We start from the raw sequence: 18,848 nt of genomic DNA, 5'->3' as shown, positions 1-18,848 counted from the left end.
CACGCACCGTGGTGTGCGGGAGGGCGTCACGTCAGGAGTCACCCGGCCTTGATGATCTGCGCCGAGTCCCCGAGGGAACTGCCGGCGATGAGCCCGGCGCCGACGAGGTTGAGCTCCGAGTCGGCCTGTCGGCCGCGCAGCCGCCGGTAGACCACACGCACCGCCAGTCCGGCCAGGACCAGCACACAGGCGTGCGGGGTGAGGATGAGCAGACCCGTCGCCAGCATGACGCCCATCTGCCGTCGCGTACCGCCCAACAGCTGGATCAGCGCGCCGGGAACCGCCCACAGCAGCATGGTGCGCAGCGCGTCGCCGTCGCTGAGACCGTGCCGGACGGTGTCGGCGTAGACCTTCGCGACGGGCGGGATCAGGCCCTGCCGGAAGTAGGACTGCCACAGCACGGCCACCACGGCCAGGGCCACGGCGAAGCCGACCAGCGCGGCACGGAACTGCTCGCGCCTGCCCGCCCGTTCCCACGGGTCCCAGGGGCGGTGGTCACGGCGCAGCAGCCACCCCGCCTTCAGGTCGTACCCCATGTCGGCGAAGGCGGGCCCGGTGGCCGAGACGTAGCCGACCAGCAGCGCCAGCGGCACGGAGGGAATGCCGATGACCAGCCCCAGGATGAGGAAGATCAGGGTGACGGCGAAGGAGGGGAACCAGCCCGACTGCATCGCCGCCAGCCCCACGATCAGCTCGTGCACCAGCGCGGCCAGCGCCGCGAACAGCACCCACCCGACCAGCGCGGGCACGCTCATCTCGCCCAGGAGCCCGCCGGCCAGCGCGAGGAGAACCGCGCCCGCCGTGAACAGCCCGTAGCCGCGCAGCAGGGCGCGCCGCAGCGCGGCCTCGTCCACCACGGGCGACGTGGGCCCAGCGCCCCGGTCGGGTACGGGCGGAGGCGGCGTGGCCGCAGTGCCGGGCTCCCGGGTGTTCACGCGTTTGCTCTTGCGTCGTGTCAGGACGGTCACCGCCTGGCCCAGCGCGACGAGTCCGGCGCCGACCATCACCCCGTGCGGGACGTAACCCGCCCCCAGGTCGGTGCCGAACAGCTGGGGCCCGAACTCGCGCAGCCCCAGCCCGACGCCGAACATCGACAACGCCCAGATGTTCCCGAGGAAGGCGACGCCGGCGGCCGAGAGCGGCAGGTGGAAGAGGGTACCGACCAGTCCGACGACCGTGCCGCCCGCGAGCACCGCGGCGCGCTTGCCTCCCTTGTCACCCGCCTCGATGGTCTCGGCGGCGGCGACCCCCGGAGGCCACGGGCCCTCGGCGGGCAGCAGCCGGGAGCCGAAGGAGCGGTAGAGCACCCAGGCGTCGATGAGCAGCCCGACGAACGAGCCCGCCAGCATCGGCCAGACCAGGTCCTTGCGCCCGAAGACGTACGGCACCGCCGCGGAGGTCAGCAACGCGTTCGCGGCGGCGAACGTGGCGGCCGAGATGGCGCTCTGGGCCAGGTTCTGCCGGTGCACGGAACGCATCCGGCGCAGCACCGTCAGCGGGACGCGCCCGATCAGCATGGCGATGAGGGCGCCGACGACCGCCGTGTTCGCGGAGATGCCGAGCTTGGCGACGAGGTCGATCCCGATGACGGCACCGACCGCCGACAGCGCGACCAGCACGAGGAGCAGGAAAGGTTCGGTCGCTCTCGGATGAGAGGGGGGCGCGCCGCCGGGCGGCGGAGCGGTGGTGTCCGTGTCCGGTGAGACGGAAGAAGGCATGGCGGACCTCGCGGGGGCAGGGCAGGGCGGAGCCGGTCGCGGCGCGAGGCGCGCCGCCGACAGGCTGTGACGGGAAGGAGCCGTTACCGAGGACGGGGGAGGACTGAGGCGGAGGACGGCTGCGAAGGGGAGGTCGGACGGGTGTGCCGGGAGCGGCCACAAGCGGGTGAGCGGCGGCGAGCCGGACCCGGGGGAGGGGCGGGCAGCCGGCCGCCCAGGGCAACTGTCGAGGGGAGTCGAGGGAAGGGGAAGGTCAGTCGCCGAAGGCGACGGTCGCCTCGGCCGCTCCGGCGAGCAGCGCTTCGACGATGTCGTCGGCCGCGTTGCTGACCCGGTGGCTCGGGCCGATGACGGTGAGGGACGCCGCGATGGTGCCGGCCTGGAAGACAGGGGCCGAGACGGCCGTGACCGCCTCGTCGTACTCGCCGTGGCTGATGCCCCAGCCCTGCTCGCGGAGGACCGCGTACCGCTCCAGCAGGGCGTCGACGGTGGTGAGCGTGGTGTCGGTGAACCGCTGCAACGCGGTGGCCCCGAAGATCTGCCGGATCTCGGCCTCCGGGTAGTAGGCGAACAGAGCGTGCCCCGACGCCCCGGCGTGCCCGGGCATCAGGGCGCCGACGAGGGCGGTGTAGCGGATGGGCCCGGTACCGTCCACGGCGGCGGCGCACCGGTAGCCGCCTCCGTTGGGCACGTTGAGCACCACACTCTCCCCGGTCTCGCGCAGCAGTCTGGCCAGCACCGGTCTGACCAGTGACGGCAGTACCCCGCTGTGCTCGCCGACCCGGGCCAGGCGTGAGACGGCGGGACCGAGCCGGTAGCGGCGGGTGGTGCTGTCGCACATCAGGAAGCCACGGGCGGTGAGCGTGGTCAGCAGCCGCTGGGCGACGGCCTTGTCCCAGCCGTGGTGCCGGGCGATTTCGCTGACCCCCCACTCCGGCCGTTGCTCGGTGAAGTCCAGCAGCGCCACCAGGGCGCGATCCGCGGATTGCAGGGTGCCCGTGGTGCGCTCCCGGTGGGCGGCGGTCCGCTTGGCGGAGTCCTCGGCTTGCGAGGCCGGTGCCCCCTCGGCCGTCTCGGAACGCTTCGCCGCCCGCGGCGAACGGTCGGTCGCCCCGGCCATACGCCCACCTCCTGTCGTGCCGTACTACCCAGCTCGGTGCGCTCAGCGCAACGCCGTTGCGCTGTGAGGGGAGCACTATGGAGGGGCCGTGCGGAGGTGTCAAGGGTTCGGCCACCGCTCACGCCGATGCCCCCGGCCCGCATCGCCGCGGACGCGTGGGCCGTTCCCGGGTGGGCCCGCGTTCACCCGTTCCGGTACCGGCGACCCGTTCGCGCGGCCGCGCGTGGCGCGCAGCCCACGGTGACCCTGGGCGTGTGCAGGGGTGTGCCGCAGCCCGTCCTCAGCCGTGCGGAAGAGCTCGTCACCCGGGGCCGTGGGGCGCGGGTCGTCTGCCGGCAGGTGGACTCCGAGCGGCAGGCCGCGGCCCTGTGTGCGGGCACCCTGGCGTTCGGTCTGTTGCGTACCCCCACGGACGCCACGGGGCTGTCGCCGCGGGTCCTCAGCGACGAGCCGCTGGGCGCCGTCCTGCACCGCGGACACCCGCTCGCGAGCAGGGCGCGGCTGACCTGGCCGGAGCTGACCGGGCAGCGTCTACTGTGGTTTCCCGATGCCCGGGCGCCCGGGTACGCGGCCGCCGTCCTGGCGTCACTGCGCGCCCACGGCTGGCAGCCCGAGACCCTGGCGGAGGACGACGGGGGCCATACCCTCTTCCGTCACCGCCTCCTCGGCCGCCACGACCTGATCGCCCTGCGGCCGCACAGCGGTCTTCCCCCGGATCCCGACCTGCTGTGGCGCCCGCTCGGCCCCGAGCCGCCTCACGAACGGCTCGTCCTTGCCGTGCCGGCCGCCCGGGGAGAGTGACGGCGGCAGAGCGGCGCTCAGGCCCCCCACGCGGCGCCGGAGCGCGGGGCTGGGACGTGCCTACCGCCGCTGTGGCGGATGTCCCGTGAGCACGGTCACGGTGTCGGACGGTGGCAGGGGCATACCCGTACTCTTCGGACTCTGGACAGATCACCGAAGGAAGGGTGCGACCGCATGCCTCACGGCGACTTCGACGGCGAGACGATGCAGGCGATGACGTACGACAGGTTCGGCGGTACGGAGGTGCTGGCGGCGACGCGGCAGCCGAGGCCCAAGGTGGGCCCTGGAGAGGTCCTCGTCCGGGTGCGCGGCGCGGCGGTCAACCCCGTCGACTGGAAGATCATGGCCGGCGGTCTGAAGGACCTCATGGACACGGTCTTTCCCGTCGTCCCGGGCTGGGACGTCGCGGGAGTCGTCGAGGCGACCGGCATCGACGTGCCCGAGTTCTCCCGCGGGGACGAGGTCATCGCCTACGCCCGCAAGGACTACGTGCACGGAGGGACGTTCGCCGAGTACGTCACCGTGCCCGTACGGTGCCTGGCGCGGCGTCCTTCCGCCTTCTCCTGGGAGCAGGCCGCGGGGCTGCCCCTGGCCGGACTGACGGCGTACCAGACACTCACCCGGCTGGGCACGCGTGAGGGCGAGACGGTGCTGATCCACAACGCGGCCGGCGGGGTGGGGTCGCTCGGCGTGCAGATCGCCCGCTCGCTCGGCGCCCGCGTCATCGGGACCGCCTCTCCGGCCAACCACGACCGGCTGCGGGCACTGGGCGCCGAACCCGTCTCCTACGGCGAGGGGCTGGTCGAACGGGTGCGCGGGCTCGCCCCGAACGGCGTCGAGGTCGTCGCCGACTTTGTCGGCGGAGTCCTCGACACCACCTCCGCCGTCCTCGCCGAAGGAGGCCGGCACGCCTCCATCGCGGACGACACGGTGACACGGGCGGGCGGTCAGTGGATGTGGGTACGTCCCGACGGCAACGACCTGGGCGCACTGGCCGACCTGGCCGACGCGGGCAAGCTGACGGTTCGGGTGGCGGAGACCTTCCCGCTGACCCGGCTGGCCGACGCCTTCGAGCTGAGCCAGGCGGGGCACGTCCACGGAAAGGTCGTCGTCACTCCGTGAACCCGCGCGGACGGTGCACCGTTCTCGCGCTCACGCAGAGGGCGAGCAGTTCGTCCGTCCGGGCGGAGGGCGAACGGGTCGTCCGTCCGCGCGGAGGGCGAACGGGTCGTCCGTCCGCGCGGAGGGTGAGCCGTCGGCGCGTCAACTCCTCGGGCGGCCGGGCCCCCGCGGCCGGCCGCCCGAGCGGCGGCGCAGCCACAGCGGCAGCCCGTACCAGCACACCGCGAACCAGAGCATGACGGAGCCGACCAGGAGCTCCGCCAGCAGCCCCGGCACCACCACGCGGAGTATCAGCAGCAGTGTCCCGCTGATGGTGAGGGCGAGCAGCACCATGCCGCACACCATGAGCCGGCTCGCGGTGTTGACCAGGTCGTCCTTCATGCGCTGCCCGGACAGGAAGCGGTGGATGGAGACGGGTGCGATCAAAGCGGCGGTCGCCGAGGCACCGAGCACCACTGTGACGGTGTAGACGACGCGGTCGAAGACGTCGAGGTCGCGGAAGAGCGGCGTGAACGCGACGCTGAGGAGGAAGCCGAACAGGATCTGCACCCCGGTCTGGGCGACGCGGGTCTCCTGCAAAGTCTCGCTCCATCTTCGGTTGACCCGCTCACGAGCCAGCTCCGGCGGCTCCTCCTCACCGTGCGCGGCCCCTGCGACGCCGGAATGCCCCGTGGGGTTGCGTGTGGAGTCCGCCCGGCCGGTCGACTCGTGCATGAGGGTCATGGCGTCCTCTCAGCTCGTGGAAGTTCCAAGTGCCCCTCTCGTCCGCATGTATGCGGCGGACGTGCGGGAGGAGTGCGCCCCCGGGCGGCCGGGCCAACGCCCCTGTGACGTGCTTCCGTTCGAGTGAAGCCGGATAACCGCTCGCCCTCCACGGGTGTTCGCCATGGTGATCAACACGACTCGGACGAGAAGGAGTACGCGATGAAGAGGATGTGGGCGACGGTCACGGCCACGGCGTCACTGGTGGGCGTGTCGGCCGCCGCGGCACCCCAGGCCCTGGCCATCGGAGACGACCGGGGAACCACCACGGTCAACGGCAACGGTGCCGACCAGACCTACGGGAACGCCGCCACCCACGGGAACGGGAGCCCGCAGTTCGACCTCGTCCAGGGGTCGTTGAACAAGCTGTGCGTGGGTCTGCCCGCCGACGTCAACGCGGGGTCGGTCGTCGGCATCATCGCCAACGTGGCCGTCCAGGACGTCAACGTTCTCTCGAACCCGCAAAACCAGCAGTGCGCGGACAACTCGTCCCAGGACAAGGGCGACGAGCCGCTCTCCCACCTGCTGTCCGACGTGCCCGTACTGGCCGGCAACGGCGCGGGCAACGGCTGACCGGGCCCCCGACCGGGCGGGTGCGGCGCCCGGTTGGGGACGCGGTCCCACCGTGACCGGCTCCGCGGCCACCACGGAGGCGGCCACGGAGCCGGTCACGGCCGGCCGGTCGTACGCCGCCGGGTTCTCGTGGTGGACCGGTCGCCTCAGGCCCGGGGATCGAAGGGGATGCCGTCGGGTTTCGCACCGGCGAGGTGGTCGGCGAACGTGTCGTCCCTGATGCCCAGTGTGGCGCTGCCGAAGTCGGCCCCGGTCAACGTCTCGCGCAGCCCCGCGGCGTAGCCGTCCCAGCCGACGAGCGCCGGATACTGCCAGGCCCCCTCGTGGTTCTCGGGCGGCTCGTCACCACCATCGCTCTTGGCGGCACGGAAACAGTGCGTGCTCACGCCGTCCTTGTGGTAGACGACCTTGGGATGCGTCCCCTCGAAGGGCAGGGCGTCCTTGGCGTGGACGGTGAACCCTCCGTGGTTCGAGGTCGAGACGTACTCCACCTGGTCGTCGTGGACCCAGACCACCACGTGCTCCCAGTCGTGCCGGTGGCCCGCGCTGCCGCCGCCCAGTGCCGCCTGGTCCTTCTCGAAGTAGGAGGCGTAGACGAGGGCGCACCAGCCGCTGTCGCACTTGCTGCGGGAGTAGGTGTTCGTGTTCGCCAGGTCGGTCGCGTCGCGGCAGTTGCCGTTCATGTCGCCGCCGATCTTCAGCCCCGGTGCGATCGTGCCGTCAGGGCCGATGGCGGGCGTGGCGTAGCAGCCGTCCCTGTCGTAGTCGTAGGCCGGCTGGAACTTCTTCTCCATCTCGCCCGCGTTCGCGGGCAGCGCCTGCGGCGGATCGGCAAGTGCCGTTCCAGGCAGCGCGACGACCAGTGCGAAGGCCCCGGCCACCACGGCCGGGGCCTTCGTGCGCCATCTCGTGGACCGGGCGGGCAGCGCGGCGGGGGTTTCCCCGGCCGCCTGTGAGGGGTGTGTCTTCCGCATGCGTTCACTCCGAAGTGGGGGGTTGTGGTGCGCGGTTCACAGTGCCGGGCGCCCACGCGCCTGCCAAGAGGGCGTCGGAATCCGCAGCCTTGCGGGGAGGTCGCTCGTCGTGGAGGTGGCACACGGGCGCGGGGGCGGTCCCAGGCGCGGCCCCCGGCGTTGTCAGTGGTCGCGGATATGTTCTTCCTGTCCTCGCCGCAGGGGCGAGGAAGCCCAACTGGTTTGAGAGGGACGTGCGTTGATGGCCTGGGAGAAGGCGAGCGCGGCGCGGGTGATACCGCCCCGCGCGGCCGCGCAAGCTGGCCAAGGTGCCGTTCGTCGAGCTGGCCGACGGGGGGATGCAGGGCGTGGTCTCCAGCGGCTCGCCCAGTCGCACCCGCGGGACGCCTCGAAGACGGCACTGCTGTGGGCGGCGCAGACCCAGCTGGGCCACCTGGCCCGCGCCGACCTGCGGGCCAGGTGCGCCGAACTGCTCGGCAACCCGCTGATGCGGGAAGCCGGCCGTACCTTCCCCGGCCGGCTCGACGCGCTGGACGCGTGGACGCCGCCCTGGCGGGCACAACCCGCGGCCGAGGACGTACGTCCCGGCCGCGGGAGCGCCGGAGGCCGTCCCGCGCAGTTGCTCGCCGCCTACCCGGCGACGTGCGACGCGATGGCGGAGCTGGTGGGCTGCGAGGGGACGTGGCACTCGTCAGATCCGGGCTCCCGGGGTGTGGCACTGGCCGCCCGCCACCGGGAGACGGCCTGCGCTCTGGAGGCGCTGCCGGCCGCGTCCTGACGAGCCGGGGCCTCGCTCCCGATGGCGGCGAGGCCCTGCGAGCCGCGCCTGGCCGCGAGACCCCACGAGCGCATCCGGCCGCACGGCCCTGCGAACGACACGTGGCCGCGAGCGTACGGACCGTACGCGGCCGTGGGGTCCTCACGCGTGGCTCGTGGCGGCGGATCACCGCACAAGAGGTCCCGTCGTGAGGGGGAGGAGCGTCCCGCCGGTGAGGCCGAGGAGGAGGGAGGCGGTGGCGGCGGCGCAGGCGGTGGTGACGGGGCCGCGGCCCGCGGTCCGGTGGACGGCGGCCGGTTGCTCGCGGGGGGCGGGGCGGAAGAGGGGGGCGAGCCAGCGCAGGTAGTAGAAGAGCGAGGCGACGGTGTTGGCGACGGCCAGGGCTGCCAGCCAGGTGTAGCCGCCCTCGACGGCGGCGCTGAAGATCTCCAGCTTGCCGAGGAACACACCGGTCGGTGGGGTGCCGACCAGGCCGAGCAGGCAGACGACGAGCACGGCGGCGAGAGGCGGCCGGTGGCGGGCCAGACCGCGGTAGTCCTCCAGCGTACGGGCGTGGGGGAGCGCGGTGACGACGGCGAAGGCACCGAGGTTGGTCACCGTGTAGGCGAGCAGGTAGAAGAGCAGGCTCTGTTGTGCCAGACCGGTCCGCGGGGCGACGGGGAAGGCGACAAGGAGGTAGCCGACCTGGCCGATGGTCGAGTAGGCGAGCAGCCGTTGGACGGAGGTCTGGAAGAACGCCGCCAGGTTCCCCAGCGACATGGACAGGGCGGCCAGGAGGGCGAAGAGCCAGGGCCAGTCGAGTTCGGTGCCCCACAGGAGCTGGTGGGCGAGGCGGTAGGCGGCGACGAGCCCGCCGACTTTGGTCAGGGTGGTGACGTGGGCGGCGACGGGGGCGAGGGCGCCGTCGGTGACATCGGGCACCCAGAAGTGCGCGGGGACCGCCCCGGCCTTGAACAGCACCCCGGCCAGCACGGCCAGGGAGCCGACGGCGACCAGGCCGGGGGAGGCGTGCGGGAGAGTGGTGCGCAGGTCGCTGTAGAGCGTGCTGCCCCCGGCGCCGTACAGCACGGCGGTGCCGGCGAGCATGAGGGTGCCGAGCAGGGCGCCGAGGAGGTAGTACTTCAAGGCGGCCTCGGTGCCCGGGCCGTCCTTGGCGAACGCCGCCAGCGCGTACGTGGGCACGCTCGCGAGCAGGAAACCCGCGAAGAGCAGCAGCAGATCGTTGGCGCCTACCAGGACGAGCGTCCCGGCGCCGCTCATCAGCAGCAGGACGTAGAACTCGCTCTCGCGCTCGTGCGAGCGTACGGTCCGCGCGGCCATCGCCACGATCAGCAGCAGTCCGCCCGATACGGCCAGGCGGCCGAGGCCGGTGGCGGCGTCGACGGCGAACGTGTGGGCGAAGACGGTCTGTTCGCGCCCGGTGGCCATGGTCCAGGCGGTGGCCGCCACGCCCGCCAGGCAGGCCGCCGCCGCGAGCACGGCAACGGCCCACTGGCGGCGGCGGGGCAGCCGGCTTCCGGCGAGCAGGCCCACCACCGCGGCGCCGAGCAGGATCGTCTCGGGCAGGAGCGCGGTGAGGTTCTCGTTCACCTGGCCACCAGCTGGGTCACGGTGCGGCTGGCCGGTTCGACGACGTCCAGCAGGAAGCGCGGGGCGACGCCGATGACGAGTGCCGCACCAAGGAGCGGTAGGGTCGCTGCCGCCTCGCTGGGTACGAGGTCGCGGATGCCCGTGGCGGGGGCGGCGGGGGGCAGGCGCGAGGGGCCGAGGAACATGCGGCGGAGCGCGCGCAGGAACAGCGCGGCGGTGATCAGCAGGCCGGTGAGCGCGAACGTCGTCGCGACGGCCTGTGAGGCGAGGCTGCCGGTGAGGATCTGGAACTCGGCGATGAACCCGGAGAAGCCCGGGATGCCGAGGCCGGCGAAGGCGGCGACGCCGGTGGCGGCGGCGAACCGCGGGGCGTGCCAGGACAGCCCCGAGTAGGCGTCCATGGCGTAGGTGCCGCCGCGGTCGTGCAGGACGCCGGTGAGCAGGAACAGCGCGCCGGTGAGCAGACCGTGGCTGACCATCTGCACCACCGCGCCGGTCACCGCCAGGGAACGGGCCTGTGCGTCGGTTCCGGCGAGGACGCCCGCGGCGCCGACGGCGAGGAGGACGTATCCCATGTGCGTGACCGACGTGTAGGCGATCATGCGTTTGAAGTCGGTCTGAGCCAGCGCGACCAGCGCGCCGTAGACGACGGAGACGGCGCCGACGACGACGAAGACCAGCGCGTACCGGCGCCAGCTGCCGGGCAGCAGCGGCATGGCGATGCGGACGAAACCGTAGGCGCCCATCTTCAGCAGGACGCCCGCCAGGATCGCCGAACCCGCGGCGGGCGCCTCGGTGTGGGCGGGCGGCAGCCAGGTGTGGAAGGGCACCGTGGGCGTCTTGACGGCCAGTCCGACGCCGAGTGCCAGCAGGACGAGACCCGCGTACAGGCCGTGTCCCGCGAGCGGGTTGCCGTGGACCATCTCCACCAGGTCGAAGGTGTGCGGGGTGGCGGCGAGGGAGAGCCCGATGAAGCCGAGCAGCAGGGCGAGCGATCCGGTGAACGTGTACAGGAAGAAGGTGAGGGCCGCGGCGCGGGCGCGCCCGCCGTGGCCCCAGCCGGCGACGACGAAGAACATCCCGACGATGGACAGGTCGAAGAAGACGAAGAAAAGGATCAGGTCGAGAGCGACGAACAGCCCGACGCTCACCGCTTGCAGGAAGAGGAACAGACACACGTAGGAGCGCACCCGGCGCGTCTCACGCAGCGAGTAGAGGGCGCCGGCCAGGAACAGCAGGCAGGCCATGGCGACCAGGGGCAGGGAGAGCCCGTCGACGCCGACGTGATAGCCCACCCCGGCCGCGGGGATCCACGGGTGGTTTTGCTGATACTGCATGCCGCCGTGCGGGTCGAAGCCCACCCACAGGCCGACGACCAGCGCCAGATCGGCCGCGGCGGTGCCGACCCACACCCACGCGCACACCCTGTCGGGCACCGAGCGCGGTGCCAGGGCGAGTGCGACGCAGGCGAGCAGGGGCAGGAAGGTGACGAGGGTCAGCACGGACGATTACCTCACCAACAGCACGATCGAGAGCAGCAGTGTGAAACCGACGACGGCCTGGGCGTAGTACTGGTGCAGCAGTCCGGTCTGTGGTCTGCGCGCCCACGCGCCGAGCCGGCGGCAGCCGTACGCCACTGCCCGCACGGCGCCGTCGACACCACGGTCGTCGGCCCGTGCGGCGCCCCGCGCCAACGCCAGGCCACCGCGCGCGAGGTGGCGTACGGCCCCGTCGACGGCGCGGTCGTCGAACGCGGCCAGCGCCCGTGCCAGCGCGAGCACGGGCCGCACCAGCACCGCACGGGCGGCCCGTTCCGTGCAGAGCCAGCCGGCCGCCCACCGCTGTGCGGGCGACGCCGTGCGGGTGGAGTGGGCGGAGCGCGTCGTCCACCACCAGGCGGCGCCCGCCGCGGCCAGGGCGACAGCTGCCGAGAGCCCCATCTCCCACGGGGCGGGGGTGCGTCCCCGGTCGCCCCCGACGACGCCGCGCAGCGGTCCTGAAAGGCCTGGCAGCGCCGCCGCGCCCAGGAACACGGCGGCTGCCGCGAGCACCACCACAGGCGTGGACACCGAGCGGCCGAGCCCCCGGGTCCCGCGCCGCCGCCCGCCGCCGTGGTCGTGCGGCGGCGGGCGGGTGACGTACCACAGGGCCTTGACGCTGTAGCCGGCGGCGACGGCGGCAGCGGCGAGGCCGAGGGCGTACAGCCCCAGGCTCTGCGCGCGGACAGCGGCCAGGACCTCGTCCTTGGCCACCCACAGCGACAGCGGCGGCAGCCCCGCCAGCGCCAGCGCGCCGGCCACGAACCCGGCCCCCATCAGCGGGTGACGGCGCACGGCCCCGCGCAGTGCGGGCAGTTGCTCGGTGCCCAGCGACGTCAGCCAGGCCCCGGCGGCCAGGAACAGCGCCGACTTCGCGGCGGCGTGCGCGAGGAGTTGCAGCGTGCCCCCGGCCGGAGCCCCGACACCTGCGGCCAGCACCATGAAGCCGACCTGGGAACACGTCGACGCCGCCAGCAGCTGCTTGAGATCCCGCTGCGCCACGGCGACCACGCCGAGAGCCAGCGCGGTCACGCCGCCCGCCCAGGCGACCAGGGGAGCGGCCCACCCGGTGGCCACCAGCAGGGGACGCAGGCGCAGCAGCAGGTAGGCGCCCGCGGCGACCATGGTGGCCGAGTGCAGCAGCGCGGAGACCGGACCGGGGCCGCGCATCGCGTGCGAGAGCCAGAACGAGAACGGCAGCTGTGCCGACTTGCCCAGCGCCGCGATGACGAGGCCCGCGCACGCCACGTGCAGCCACCCTCCCTCAGCCCCGGTCAGCGCGGTGAGGTCCAAGGAGCCCACCCCGCCGGCCACGGCGGCGCCCGCGGCGAGGTAGAGGCCCAGGTCGGCGGCGCGCGTGGTCAAAAACGCGGTGTCGGCCGCCCGCACCCGGTCCGGCCGGCGCCACCAGTAGCCGATCAGCGCCCAACTGGTCGCCCCCATGACCTCCCAGGCCATGAGCAGCAGGGGAAGGGTGGTCGCGGTGACCGTGACCGTCATCGCACCGGCGAACAGCAGCATCAGCCCGAAGAACCGCCCCCGGTTGTCCCGCGGCCCCAGCCCCCCGGGCGAGGCGACGAGCACCGCCGTGGTGACCGCCGCGACCGCGACCACGAGGACCGCAGAGAGGCCGTCGACCCGCAGCCCGGCCCGTACCCCGGCGAACAGCGGGGCGCTCGCCTCGGGCCGGAGCAGCGCGGAGGCGACGGCGAGCCCGAAGGTGCCGGCCGCGGCCGCGAGTCCGATCCCGGGGGCGAGGGCGTTCCAGCGGCGTCCGCTCACGAGCAGCACGGCCCCCGCACCCAGGGGGAGAGCGATCAGCGCCCACAGCAGCGCGCTCACCCTTTCAGCTCCTGGGCCATGTCGGTCGTGTCCACCTGGCGGGCGCGGTAGAGGGCGGTGGTGACGGCGAAGCCCATGGCCATCTCCACCGCCATCGCCACCACCGCGGCCACGATGACGACCTGGCCGTCAGCGGCGGCCGGAGCCAGGAAGTGCCAGAAGTCGGCCGCGGCCACGACGATCCCGCCGATCATCAGCTCGATGCCCATCATGATCATGACGATGGACTGCTGGGACAGCGCGCCGAACAGGCCGACGGAGAACAGTCCTGCCGCGAGGACGAACACCGACTCGAAGGTCATCGGCCGACCCCTCCACCGGCCGGATCCCGGGCAGGGCGCCGGTCGAGGCCGTCGCCGAGACGGTCGTAGCGGCCACGGCGCAGGGCCAGGACGGTGGCCGCGACCATGGTGGCCAGCAGCACGAAACCGAGCACGATCATCGTCAGCATCTGCTCGCCCATCAGCGCCTTCCCCACCTGGAACGTCGTGTCGCGCGGCGGGGACCCCCTCCGGTGCGGCCAGGGCACCAGGAAGACGGCGGCGGTCAGCGACGCGAACACCGCGGCGCTGAGCGCGAGCGCGCCGCGCTGGTTGTGCAGCATCGACATGGGCATCAGACCGGCGGGGTTCATCATGTAGGCGATCATGAAGACGGCCATCACGACCATCTCCATGACCATCATCAGCACGATCACCACGCCCAGGTAGGGAAGTCCGAGCACGAGCACCACGCCGCCGACGCACACCAGCGAACCCAGCAGCGCGAAGGTGGCCCGGGCCATCGAGTCGCAGACGAACACCGCGACCGCGCAGGCGAGCGCCACCACGCCCAGGCTCCACAGCACCACCGCGTCCACTCTCAACCTCCTTGGCGGACCAGTACGACCAGCGCCACGGCCAGCACCTGCACCATCGTCAACGGCATCAACACCAGCCAGGCGAGCTCCACATAGCGGTCGGCGCGCACCACCGGCACCCGGCGCATCCCGTACACCAGCAGGCCCAGCACCGCCAGCGTCTTGAACAGCGACCACGCCCAGGCGGGCAGCACCGGCCCGTTGCCACCGCCGAGGAACAGCGGCACCGCCATCGCGGCTCCGGCCGTCAGCCACAGCCACCGGCCCGCCTGGAGCAGCAGCCGGTCCACCCCGGAGACCTCAGCCAGTACGCCGCCGGCCAGATCGCGGCCTGCCGGGTAGGCGAACGGCCCCAGAAAGGCGAAGGCCAGCACTCCCGCGAGATGGACCAAAAAGGCGACGGGCATCCACACCACGAACCACAGGCCGCTCTGGGCCGCGACGACGTCTCCGAGCCGCAGCGACTGCGCCCCGGTCGCCGCGGAGATCAGCGCGAACATCAGCGGCAGCTCGTACGCCAGCCCTTGGGCGACGAAACGGTAGCCGCCGACCAGGGAGAACGCGGAGTTCGGGCCCCAGCCTGCCAGCCAGAGCCCCGCCCAGGTGAGCACCTCCATCGCGTTGAACCAGACCAGGCCCACCGACAGGTCGGCGACGGTACGGTGCCCGAAGGGAACGACCAGCACGGACAGTACGGCGCCCACGGGGACGACGATCACGCCGAGCCGCCACAGCAGCCGGTCGGCCGCCGGCAGGGTGCGGGGCTGCGCCGTCAGCAGCCGCGGGACCTCCAGCAGCCGCCGCCCGACCGTGCCGAGGGAGCGGCGACGGCCCGCGTGCTGTGCGGCCGCACACGTGTCGGCGGCCACCGCCAGCAGCGCCCCCGTCACGAGCAGAGCCGGGGCGAGCAGCACCGACCACCACCCTCCCGCCTCAACCATGGGCCCTTGCCCCCGGTGCCGCGGTCACCAGCTCGTCGGGGTCGGGATCCAGGCTCGCGACGATCAGCCGGGCCGCCGCCAGCTCAGCGCCCCGCAGCAGCTGAGGCAGGACGGCGACCAGGGCGGCCGAGGGCCTCAGGCCGTCCCGCACGCACCCACGCGGACCCTCGCCGTCGGCGCCCAGCGGGCTGGCGTCCTCCAGCAGGCTCGTGGCGTGCACGGTGGAGGCGAGCCAGGCCCGGTACCGGGCGGGAACATCACCGCGGGCCCGGCCCTCCGCCGGGCCGAACCCGGTCTCCACCGCGCCGGTTCCGGCGCACTCATCGACCTCGTGCCTCGCGTTTCCGGTGCGCGCGCCGACGCGCCGTGCCTCGGCCTCGGTCAGCTCACCGATTCCGCGGGTCAGCCAGTACAGCACCCTCGACCGGCCGACCCGGCGGGCGAACCGCTCCACGCGGGCCCTGACGGCGGCGGCGTCCGCGCCGGTCAGCAGCTCGTCCCGCAGCCGGCGGGCCGTCGTCGCCGCGGCCTGCCACCCGGCCACCGACAGAAGCCGGGCCAGGCTGTCGAGATGCGCGGCCGCCCGGCGCCGGGCGGCCGCGCCCACCGTCACCTGCTCCCCGGCCTCCGCACGCAGCCAGGGCTCCGCCCAGAACGGGGGAGAGGGCGTGGCCGCCTGCGCGGGCAGCCCCTCGACGCGGGCCTGTTCGACGACATCGCCCTGCATGGTGAGGCGGATCGTCAGCCCCGTCGGCCAGTCGGACAGCAAGGGGCCCAGCGGCACGTGCAGCCGGTCCAGCGTCAGCCCGTCACGGTCAGGACCCACCTCCGCCATCGGCAACTCGGCCGACGGGCGCTCCGCCGGGACGTGTGCGGCCGTTCCGCGTCGACCGGTCGCGGACGCCAGCACGGTGCGGCAGTCGTCGACGACGTCGGGGACCGCGTCCGCGCCCCGTACGCGGTCCCGGCAGCGCGGCTCGGGCATGTCCTGCCACAGCCGGTCGAACGCCGGTTCAAGAGAAGGGCAGTCAGGGCCCGCGACGAGCAGGACGTCGGCGTCCGCGGGGGTGCCGGCGGTCGGCACGTCGAGGCGGCGCAGGTGGCGCTCGGCTGCCAGGCGCACCGCGGTTCCGCCCGGCGTGGTCACGAGCAGGACGTGCGGCCGGGCAGCCGTCGCCCGCAGCAAGGCTCCCGTCAGGTCCATCGCAGAGCGCCTTCCCGCCAGGCGTACGTCACCCCGGCGAAGAGGATCCCCAAGAAGACGAACATCTCGATCACCGCGCCGGGGCCCACCGCGGAGACCACCCGCGTCCACGGGTACATGAAGACCATCTCCATGTCGAAGGCCAGGAAGAGCATGGTGACCGTGTACCAGCGCACATGGAACCGGCTGACCGCGTGCTCGGCCGGCTCAAGACCCGAGCCGAACGGGACGGCGGACAGCGGCTGTGCCGAGACCCGCAGCAGCCGGGAGACCCCGTGGAGTCCGCCCACCGCGAGCAGGACCACGGCCAACAGCGACAGCGCGGCGGCGAGGCCACCCACCGGGCCGTTCAGCACCTTCCGCTCCCTTCCACGGTGACCGTCCGGCGCGCGTGTACCCCTAGGGGGCATGCCCAATCGTGGGTGTCCGTGCCGGATCTCGAGGGTCGCCGCTGCCCGCCTGCTCCCGTGGAAGGCGCGCCACAGGACCGGCCCCCGCCCGGCCGTTCGGGTCGTGGCGCGCCAACCGCCCCGTCCGTCCCGGTGGTGGGACCGCGGTGGCACAGGCCGGTAACGAAGGCGTGTCGGCGTCTTTCGGGAACGCGGCGAGCGCGGGCAGGGTCCGTAAAATCGTCCACGGCAGTACCGACTGGCCGACGGCGGAACCGCACCGGGGGGCAGCATGGCCGACTGGGAGCGCTCGATCAGGCGTGCACGCCTGCTGCGGGCCGTACTGACGACACTGTGGGCGCTACTGCCCGTGTGCACACTCGGCTTCGCGACGGTGCCGATGATGATCCACGCCGCGGCGCGCATGCAGCGCTGGTGGCAGGCGGTGGCCACGGCGCCCTACCTCGCGGCGACCGCGCTCGTCTTCACCGTCGACCCGGACGTGTCCGCGACCAGCGAAACCGTCTTCGGAGCGGGGATGTTCTTCAACCTCGTCGTCGGGACCGGGCACGCGTTCGCGATCCGCGGTGCCGTGTGGAGACCGCACGGCACGGATCACCACACGTTCCGGCCCCTACTGGAGAAGCAGCGCGAGGCCCTGGCCGCCCAACGGGACGCGCAGGCCGCGCGCGAGGCCGCTCGCGCTCTCGCCGCGTCCGACCCGCGGCAGGCTCTGGAGTTGCGGATCGGCCGCGTGGACCTCGGCGACCGCCCGTTTCCCGACGGTGGTCTGGTGGACGTCAACAACGTGCCGGAGACCGCGCTGGCGGAGGCGCTGCACCTCCCTGCGCCCCGCGCAGCGGAGGTCGCGCGGGCACGCGGCCAACTCGGAGGCTTCTCCTCCGTCGCCGAGTTGTCCGTCACGACGGACCTGCCGCCGCGGCACCTGGACGCGGTCGCGGACCGGCTGATCTTCCTGCCGCCGAGTCCGTGAGGGCGGCCCGCCACCTCCGCGCCCCGCACTTGCCGCAGCAGATCCGCGCCCCGCACCCGCCGCAGCGGAGCAGGGCGGCGCAGGGCGACAGGGGAGGTGCCGTCCAGTGTCCCGGGCACGGCCGGGCCCGCCTCTCCACGCTCGTCATGCCGACGACGCGGGGGCCGGCTCGCCCGGGTCGGGCGCGGGGTCGGGCGCGAGCGCGGCGGCGGGTGAGGGCAGGACCTCACGGGCACCGGCGCGGGTCGCGCCGATACCCGCGGCCACCACGAAGGCGACGCCGACCGCGGGCCCGAGGCCCGGCACCTGCCCGAGGACCAGCAGGCCGATCAGCACGGCGAAGGCCGGCTCCAGACTCATCAGCGTGCCGAACGCGGAAGCGGTCAGGCGGCGCAGCGCGAGGAACTCCAGAGCGAAGGGCAGTACCGGGCTGAGCGCGGCCAGCCCCAGCATGATCAGTACCGGCTGCCAGGCGAGCCGGTCGGCCAGCGAAGGGGCTGCCACGGCGAGCCCGGTGAGGCCGGCCACGGGCATGGAGACGGCCAGCCCGCTCAGCCCAGTGACGCGGTCCCCGACACGCTGGGTGAGCAGAATGTAGGCGGCCCAGCACGCGGCGGCGGCCAGCGCGCAAGCCACTCCGGCCGCGTCGACACCGCCGTGCCAGGGCTCGGTCAGCAGTACGACGCCGAGTGCGGCGGCGGCAGTCCAGCGGAGGCGTCCGCCCCCGGGCCCGAGCAGCGAGACCGCGAGGGGGCCCAGGAACTCCAGCGCGCTCGCGGTACCCAGCGGCAGGCGGTCGATCGCGAGCATGAAGAACAGCATCATCCCCGCTGTCACGGCACCCAGCACGGCGCAGGCCGAAAGGTCCCTCCCGGTGAAGGAGCGGCGGCGCGGCCGTATCAGCACCAGCAGGAGCACGCCCGCCCACGCCAGCCGCAGTCCGGCGGCGCCCGGCGCTCCGAGCCGGTCGAACAGCGGCACCGTCAGGGCGGAACCGAGCTGGACGGTGGACATCGAGGCGACGCCCATCAGAGCCCCGGCCTGGGCCCCACCCAGGCGTGACGAGGCAGAACGGAGACGGGACCAGGACGGATGCGGACTCATGGCCTCCAGTAGAAGACCTCGGGATCCCGCATGTCCACGCGGGGCATACGCGGCGAGCGGGTGGGAGGGTGTTCCTCCCACCCGCTCGGGGTGTCGCATGCGTGGTGCGTGTGTGCTGGGTGTGTGGGGTGTTGTCGGCTGGGGGCCTTCTGCTCAGTAGGCGGAGTCGACGTTGTCCATGGTGCCGTAGCGGTCGGCTGCGTAGTTGCAGGCGGCGACGATGTTGGCGACGGGGTCGGTGAGCTTATCGGGGGTGCCCTTGACGTGGTACTGGTCGAAGGTGGGCTGGATCACCTGGAGCAGGCCGCGGGAGGGGGTGCCCTTCTGGGCGTTGACGTCCCAGTCGTTGACGGCGTTGGGGTCACCGGCGGACTCGCGGATGATGTTGCGTTTGATGCTGTCGTAGGAGCCGGGGATGTCGTGCTTGTCCATGATGGCCTTGGCCTCACGGATCCAGCCGTCCAGGTTGTCGGGGTAGGACTTGCCCTTCTCGGCCTTCTTCTCGCCGGCCTTGTCGGCCTTCTTGTCGGCCTTGTCGG

At 73.2% G+C, this 18,848-nt stretch carries 18 protein-coding genes and 1 pseudogene; 5 read left to right on the top strand and 14 right to left on the bottom strand.

Translation table 11 applies throughout. From position 1 onward, the window contains the following. Nucleotides 1-38 precede the first annotated feature (38 nt). Nucleotides 39-1,718 carry an OPT/YSL family transporter gene (locus DQ392_RS07850; protein WP_114014793.1) on the bottom strand — a complete coding sequence of 560 codons (1,680 nt, stop codon included), beginning with the start codon at nt 1,716-1,718 and terminating at the stop codon, nt 39-41. 253 nt (nt 1,719-1,971) lie between these two features. Then, nucleotides 1,972-2,838, bottom strand: a complete 867-nt coding sequence (locus tag DQ392_RS07845; RefSeq protein ID WP_114014792.1) for an IclR family transcriptional regulator — start codon at nt 2,836-2,838, stop codon at nt 1,972-1,974. A gap of 126 nt (nt 2,839-2,964) precedes the next feature. Here DQ392_RS07845 and DQ392_RS07840 point away from each other — a divergent pair, with 126 nt between their 5' ends. Both DQ392_RS07840 and DQ392_RS07835 read left to right on the top strand, forming a co-directional pair. Further along, nucleotides 2,965-3,639, top strand: coding sequence for a LysR substrate-binding domain-containing protein (locus DQ392_RS07840; protein ID WP_114014791.1), 675 nt, complete (start codon nt 2,965-2,967; stop codon nt 3,637-3,639). A 174-nt stretch (nt 3,640-3,813) separates the two neighbouring features. After that, nucleotides 3,814-4,761 carry an NADP-dependent oxidoreductase gene (locus tag DQ392_RS07835; RefSeq protein WP_114014790.1) on the top strand — a complete coding sequence of 316 codons (948 nt, stop codon included), beginning with the start codon at nt 3,814-3,816 and terminating at the stop codon, nt 4,759-4,761. Between the two features lie 141 nt (nt 4,762-4,902). Here DQ392_RS07835 and DQ392_RS07830 read toward each other — a convergent pair whose 3' ends face one another. Next, on the bottom strand, nt 4,903-5,484 hold the full coding sequence (locus DQ392_RS07830) for a DUF6328 family protein (protein WP_245981253.1): 582 nt from the start codon (nt 5,482-5,484) through the stop codon (nt 4,903-4,905). Between the two features lie 201 nt (nt 5,485-5,685). Here DQ392_RS07830 and DQ392_RS07825 point away from each other — a divergent pair, with 201 nt between their 5' ends. Continuing rightward, nucleotides 5,686-6,096, top strand: a complete 411-nt coding sequence (locus DQ392_RS07825) for a rodlin (protein ID WP_114014789.1) — start codon at nt 5,686-5,688, stop codon at nt 6,094-6,096. A 146-nt stretch (nt 6,097-6,242) separates the two neighbouring features. On the opposite strand, the gene DQ392_RS07820 is transcribed toward DQ392_RS07825, so the two are convergent. After that, nucleotides 6,243-7,070 carry an NPP1 family protein gene (locus DQ392_RS07820; protein WP_114014788.1) on the bottom strand — a complete coding sequence of 276 codons (828 nt, stop codon included), beginning with the start codon at nt 7,068-7,070 and terminating at the stop codon, nt 6,243-6,245. 361 nt (nt 7,071-7,431) lie between these two features. Here DQ392_RS07820 and DQ392_RS34015 point away from each other — a divergent pair. Then, nucleotides 7,432-7,848, top strand: a pseudogene (locus DQ392_RS34015) (hypothetical protein); the annotation flags it as partial. Nucleotides 7,849-8,013: 165 nt separating this feature from the next. Here the strand turns inward: DQ392_RS34015 and DQ392_RS07805 are convergent. The 8 genes from DQ392_RS07805 to DQ392_RS07770 are packed head-to-tail and all read right to left on the bottom strand — an operon-like array spanning nt 8,014 to nt 16,163. Continuing rightward, entirely contained in the window at nt 8,014-9,438 is a 1,425-nt protein-coding gene (locus tag DQ392_RS07805; RefSeq protein WP_114014785.1) for an NADH-quinone oxidoreductase subunit N, read from the bottom strand. Further along, nucleotides 9,435-10,940, bottom strand: a complete 1,506-nt coding sequence (locus tag DQ392_RS07800) for a complex I subunit 4 family protein (protein WP_114014784.1) — start codon at nt 10,938-10,940, stop codon at nt 9,435-9,437. The genes DQ392_RS07805 and DQ392_RS07800 overlap by 4 nt, the downstream gene beginning before the upstream one ends. A 6-nt stretch (nt 10,941-10,946) precedes the next feature. Next, nucleotides 10,947-12,818, bottom strand: a complete 1,872-nt coding sequence (locus tag DQ392_RS07795) for a proton-conducting transporter transmembrane domain-containing protein (RefSeq protein ID WP_181856324.1) — start codon at nt 12,816-12,818, stop codon at nt 10,947-10,949. Continuing rightward, nucleotides 12,815-13,120 (bottom strand): NADH-quinone oxidoreductase subunit NuoK, encoded by a 306-nt coding sequence (locus DQ392_RS07790; RefSeq protein WP_114014783.1) that lies wholly within the window; start codon nt 13,118-13,120, stop codon nt 12,815-12,817. The genes DQ392_RS07795 and DQ392_RS07790 overlap by 4 nt, the downstream gene beginning before the upstream one ends. After that, complete coding sequence (locus DQ392_RS07785; protein ID WP_114014782.1) at nt 13,117-13,677, bottom strand: NADH-quinone oxidoreductase subunit J; 561 nt, start codon at nt 13,675-13,677, stop codon at nt 13,117-13,119. The genes DQ392_RS07790 and DQ392_RS07785 overlap by 4 nt, the downstream gene beginning before the upstream one ends. Nucleotides 13,678-13,679: 2 nt before the next feature. Further along, a complete protein-coding gene (locus tag DQ392_RS07780) occupies nt 13,680-14,618 on the bottom strand; it encodes a complex I subunit 1 family protein (RefSeq protein ID WP_114014781.1) in 939 nt (312 codons plus the stop codon). Further along, nucleotides 14,611-15,822: a hypothetical protein gene (locus tag DQ392_RS07775; RefSeq protein WP_114014780.1), complete on the bottom strand. Its 1,212-nt coding sequence runs from the start codon at nt 15,820-15,822 to the stop codon at nt 14,611-14,613. Before DQ392_RS07775 ends, DQ392_RS07780 begins: the two co-directional genes overlap by 8 nt. Next, a complete protein-coding gene (locus DQ392_RS07770; RefSeq protein WP_245981272.1) occupies nt 15,813-16,163 on the bottom strand; it encodes an NADH-quinone oxidoreductase subunit A in 351 nt (116 codons plus the stop codon). Before DQ392_RS07770 ends, DQ392_RS07775 begins: the two co-directional genes overlap by 10 nt. Nucleotides 16,164-16,503: 340 nt before the next feature. Here DQ392_RS07770 and DQ392_RS07765 point away from each other — a divergent pair, with 340 nt between their 5' ends. After that, nucleotides 16,504-17,205, top strand: coding sequence for a helix-hairpin-helix domain-containing protein (locus DQ392_RS07765; protein ID WP_114014778.1), 702 nt, complete (start codon nt 16,504-16,506; stop codon nt 17,203-17,205). A 144-nt stretch (nt 17,206-17,349) separates the two neighbouring features. Here DQ392_RS07765 and DQ392_RS07760 read toward each other — a convergent pair whose 3' ends face one another. Further along, the gene (locus DQ392_RS07760; RefSeq protein ID WP_245981252.1) at nt 17,350-18,309 is read right to left on the bottom strand and encodes an EamA family transporter; all 960 of its coding nucleotides are present in this window, start codon (nt 18,307-18,309) and stop codon (nt 17,350-17,352) included. 153 nt (nt 18,310-18,462) lie between these two features. Beyond that, a partial coding sequence (locus DQ392_RS07755; protein WP_114014776.1) for a transglycosylase SLT domain-containing protein occupies nt 18,463-18,848 on the bottom strand: 386 nt, incomplete at its 5' end.

The sequence above is a fragment of the Streptomyces reniochalinae genome (assembly GCF_003323735.1).
GTDB classification, from domain to species: Bacteria; Actinomycetota; Actinomycetes; order Streptomycetales; family Streptomycetaceae; genus Streptomyces; species Streptomyces reniochalinae.
Note: the sequence above shows the minus strand (reverse complement) of the source record. Positions and strands in the feature narration are given on the sequence as shown.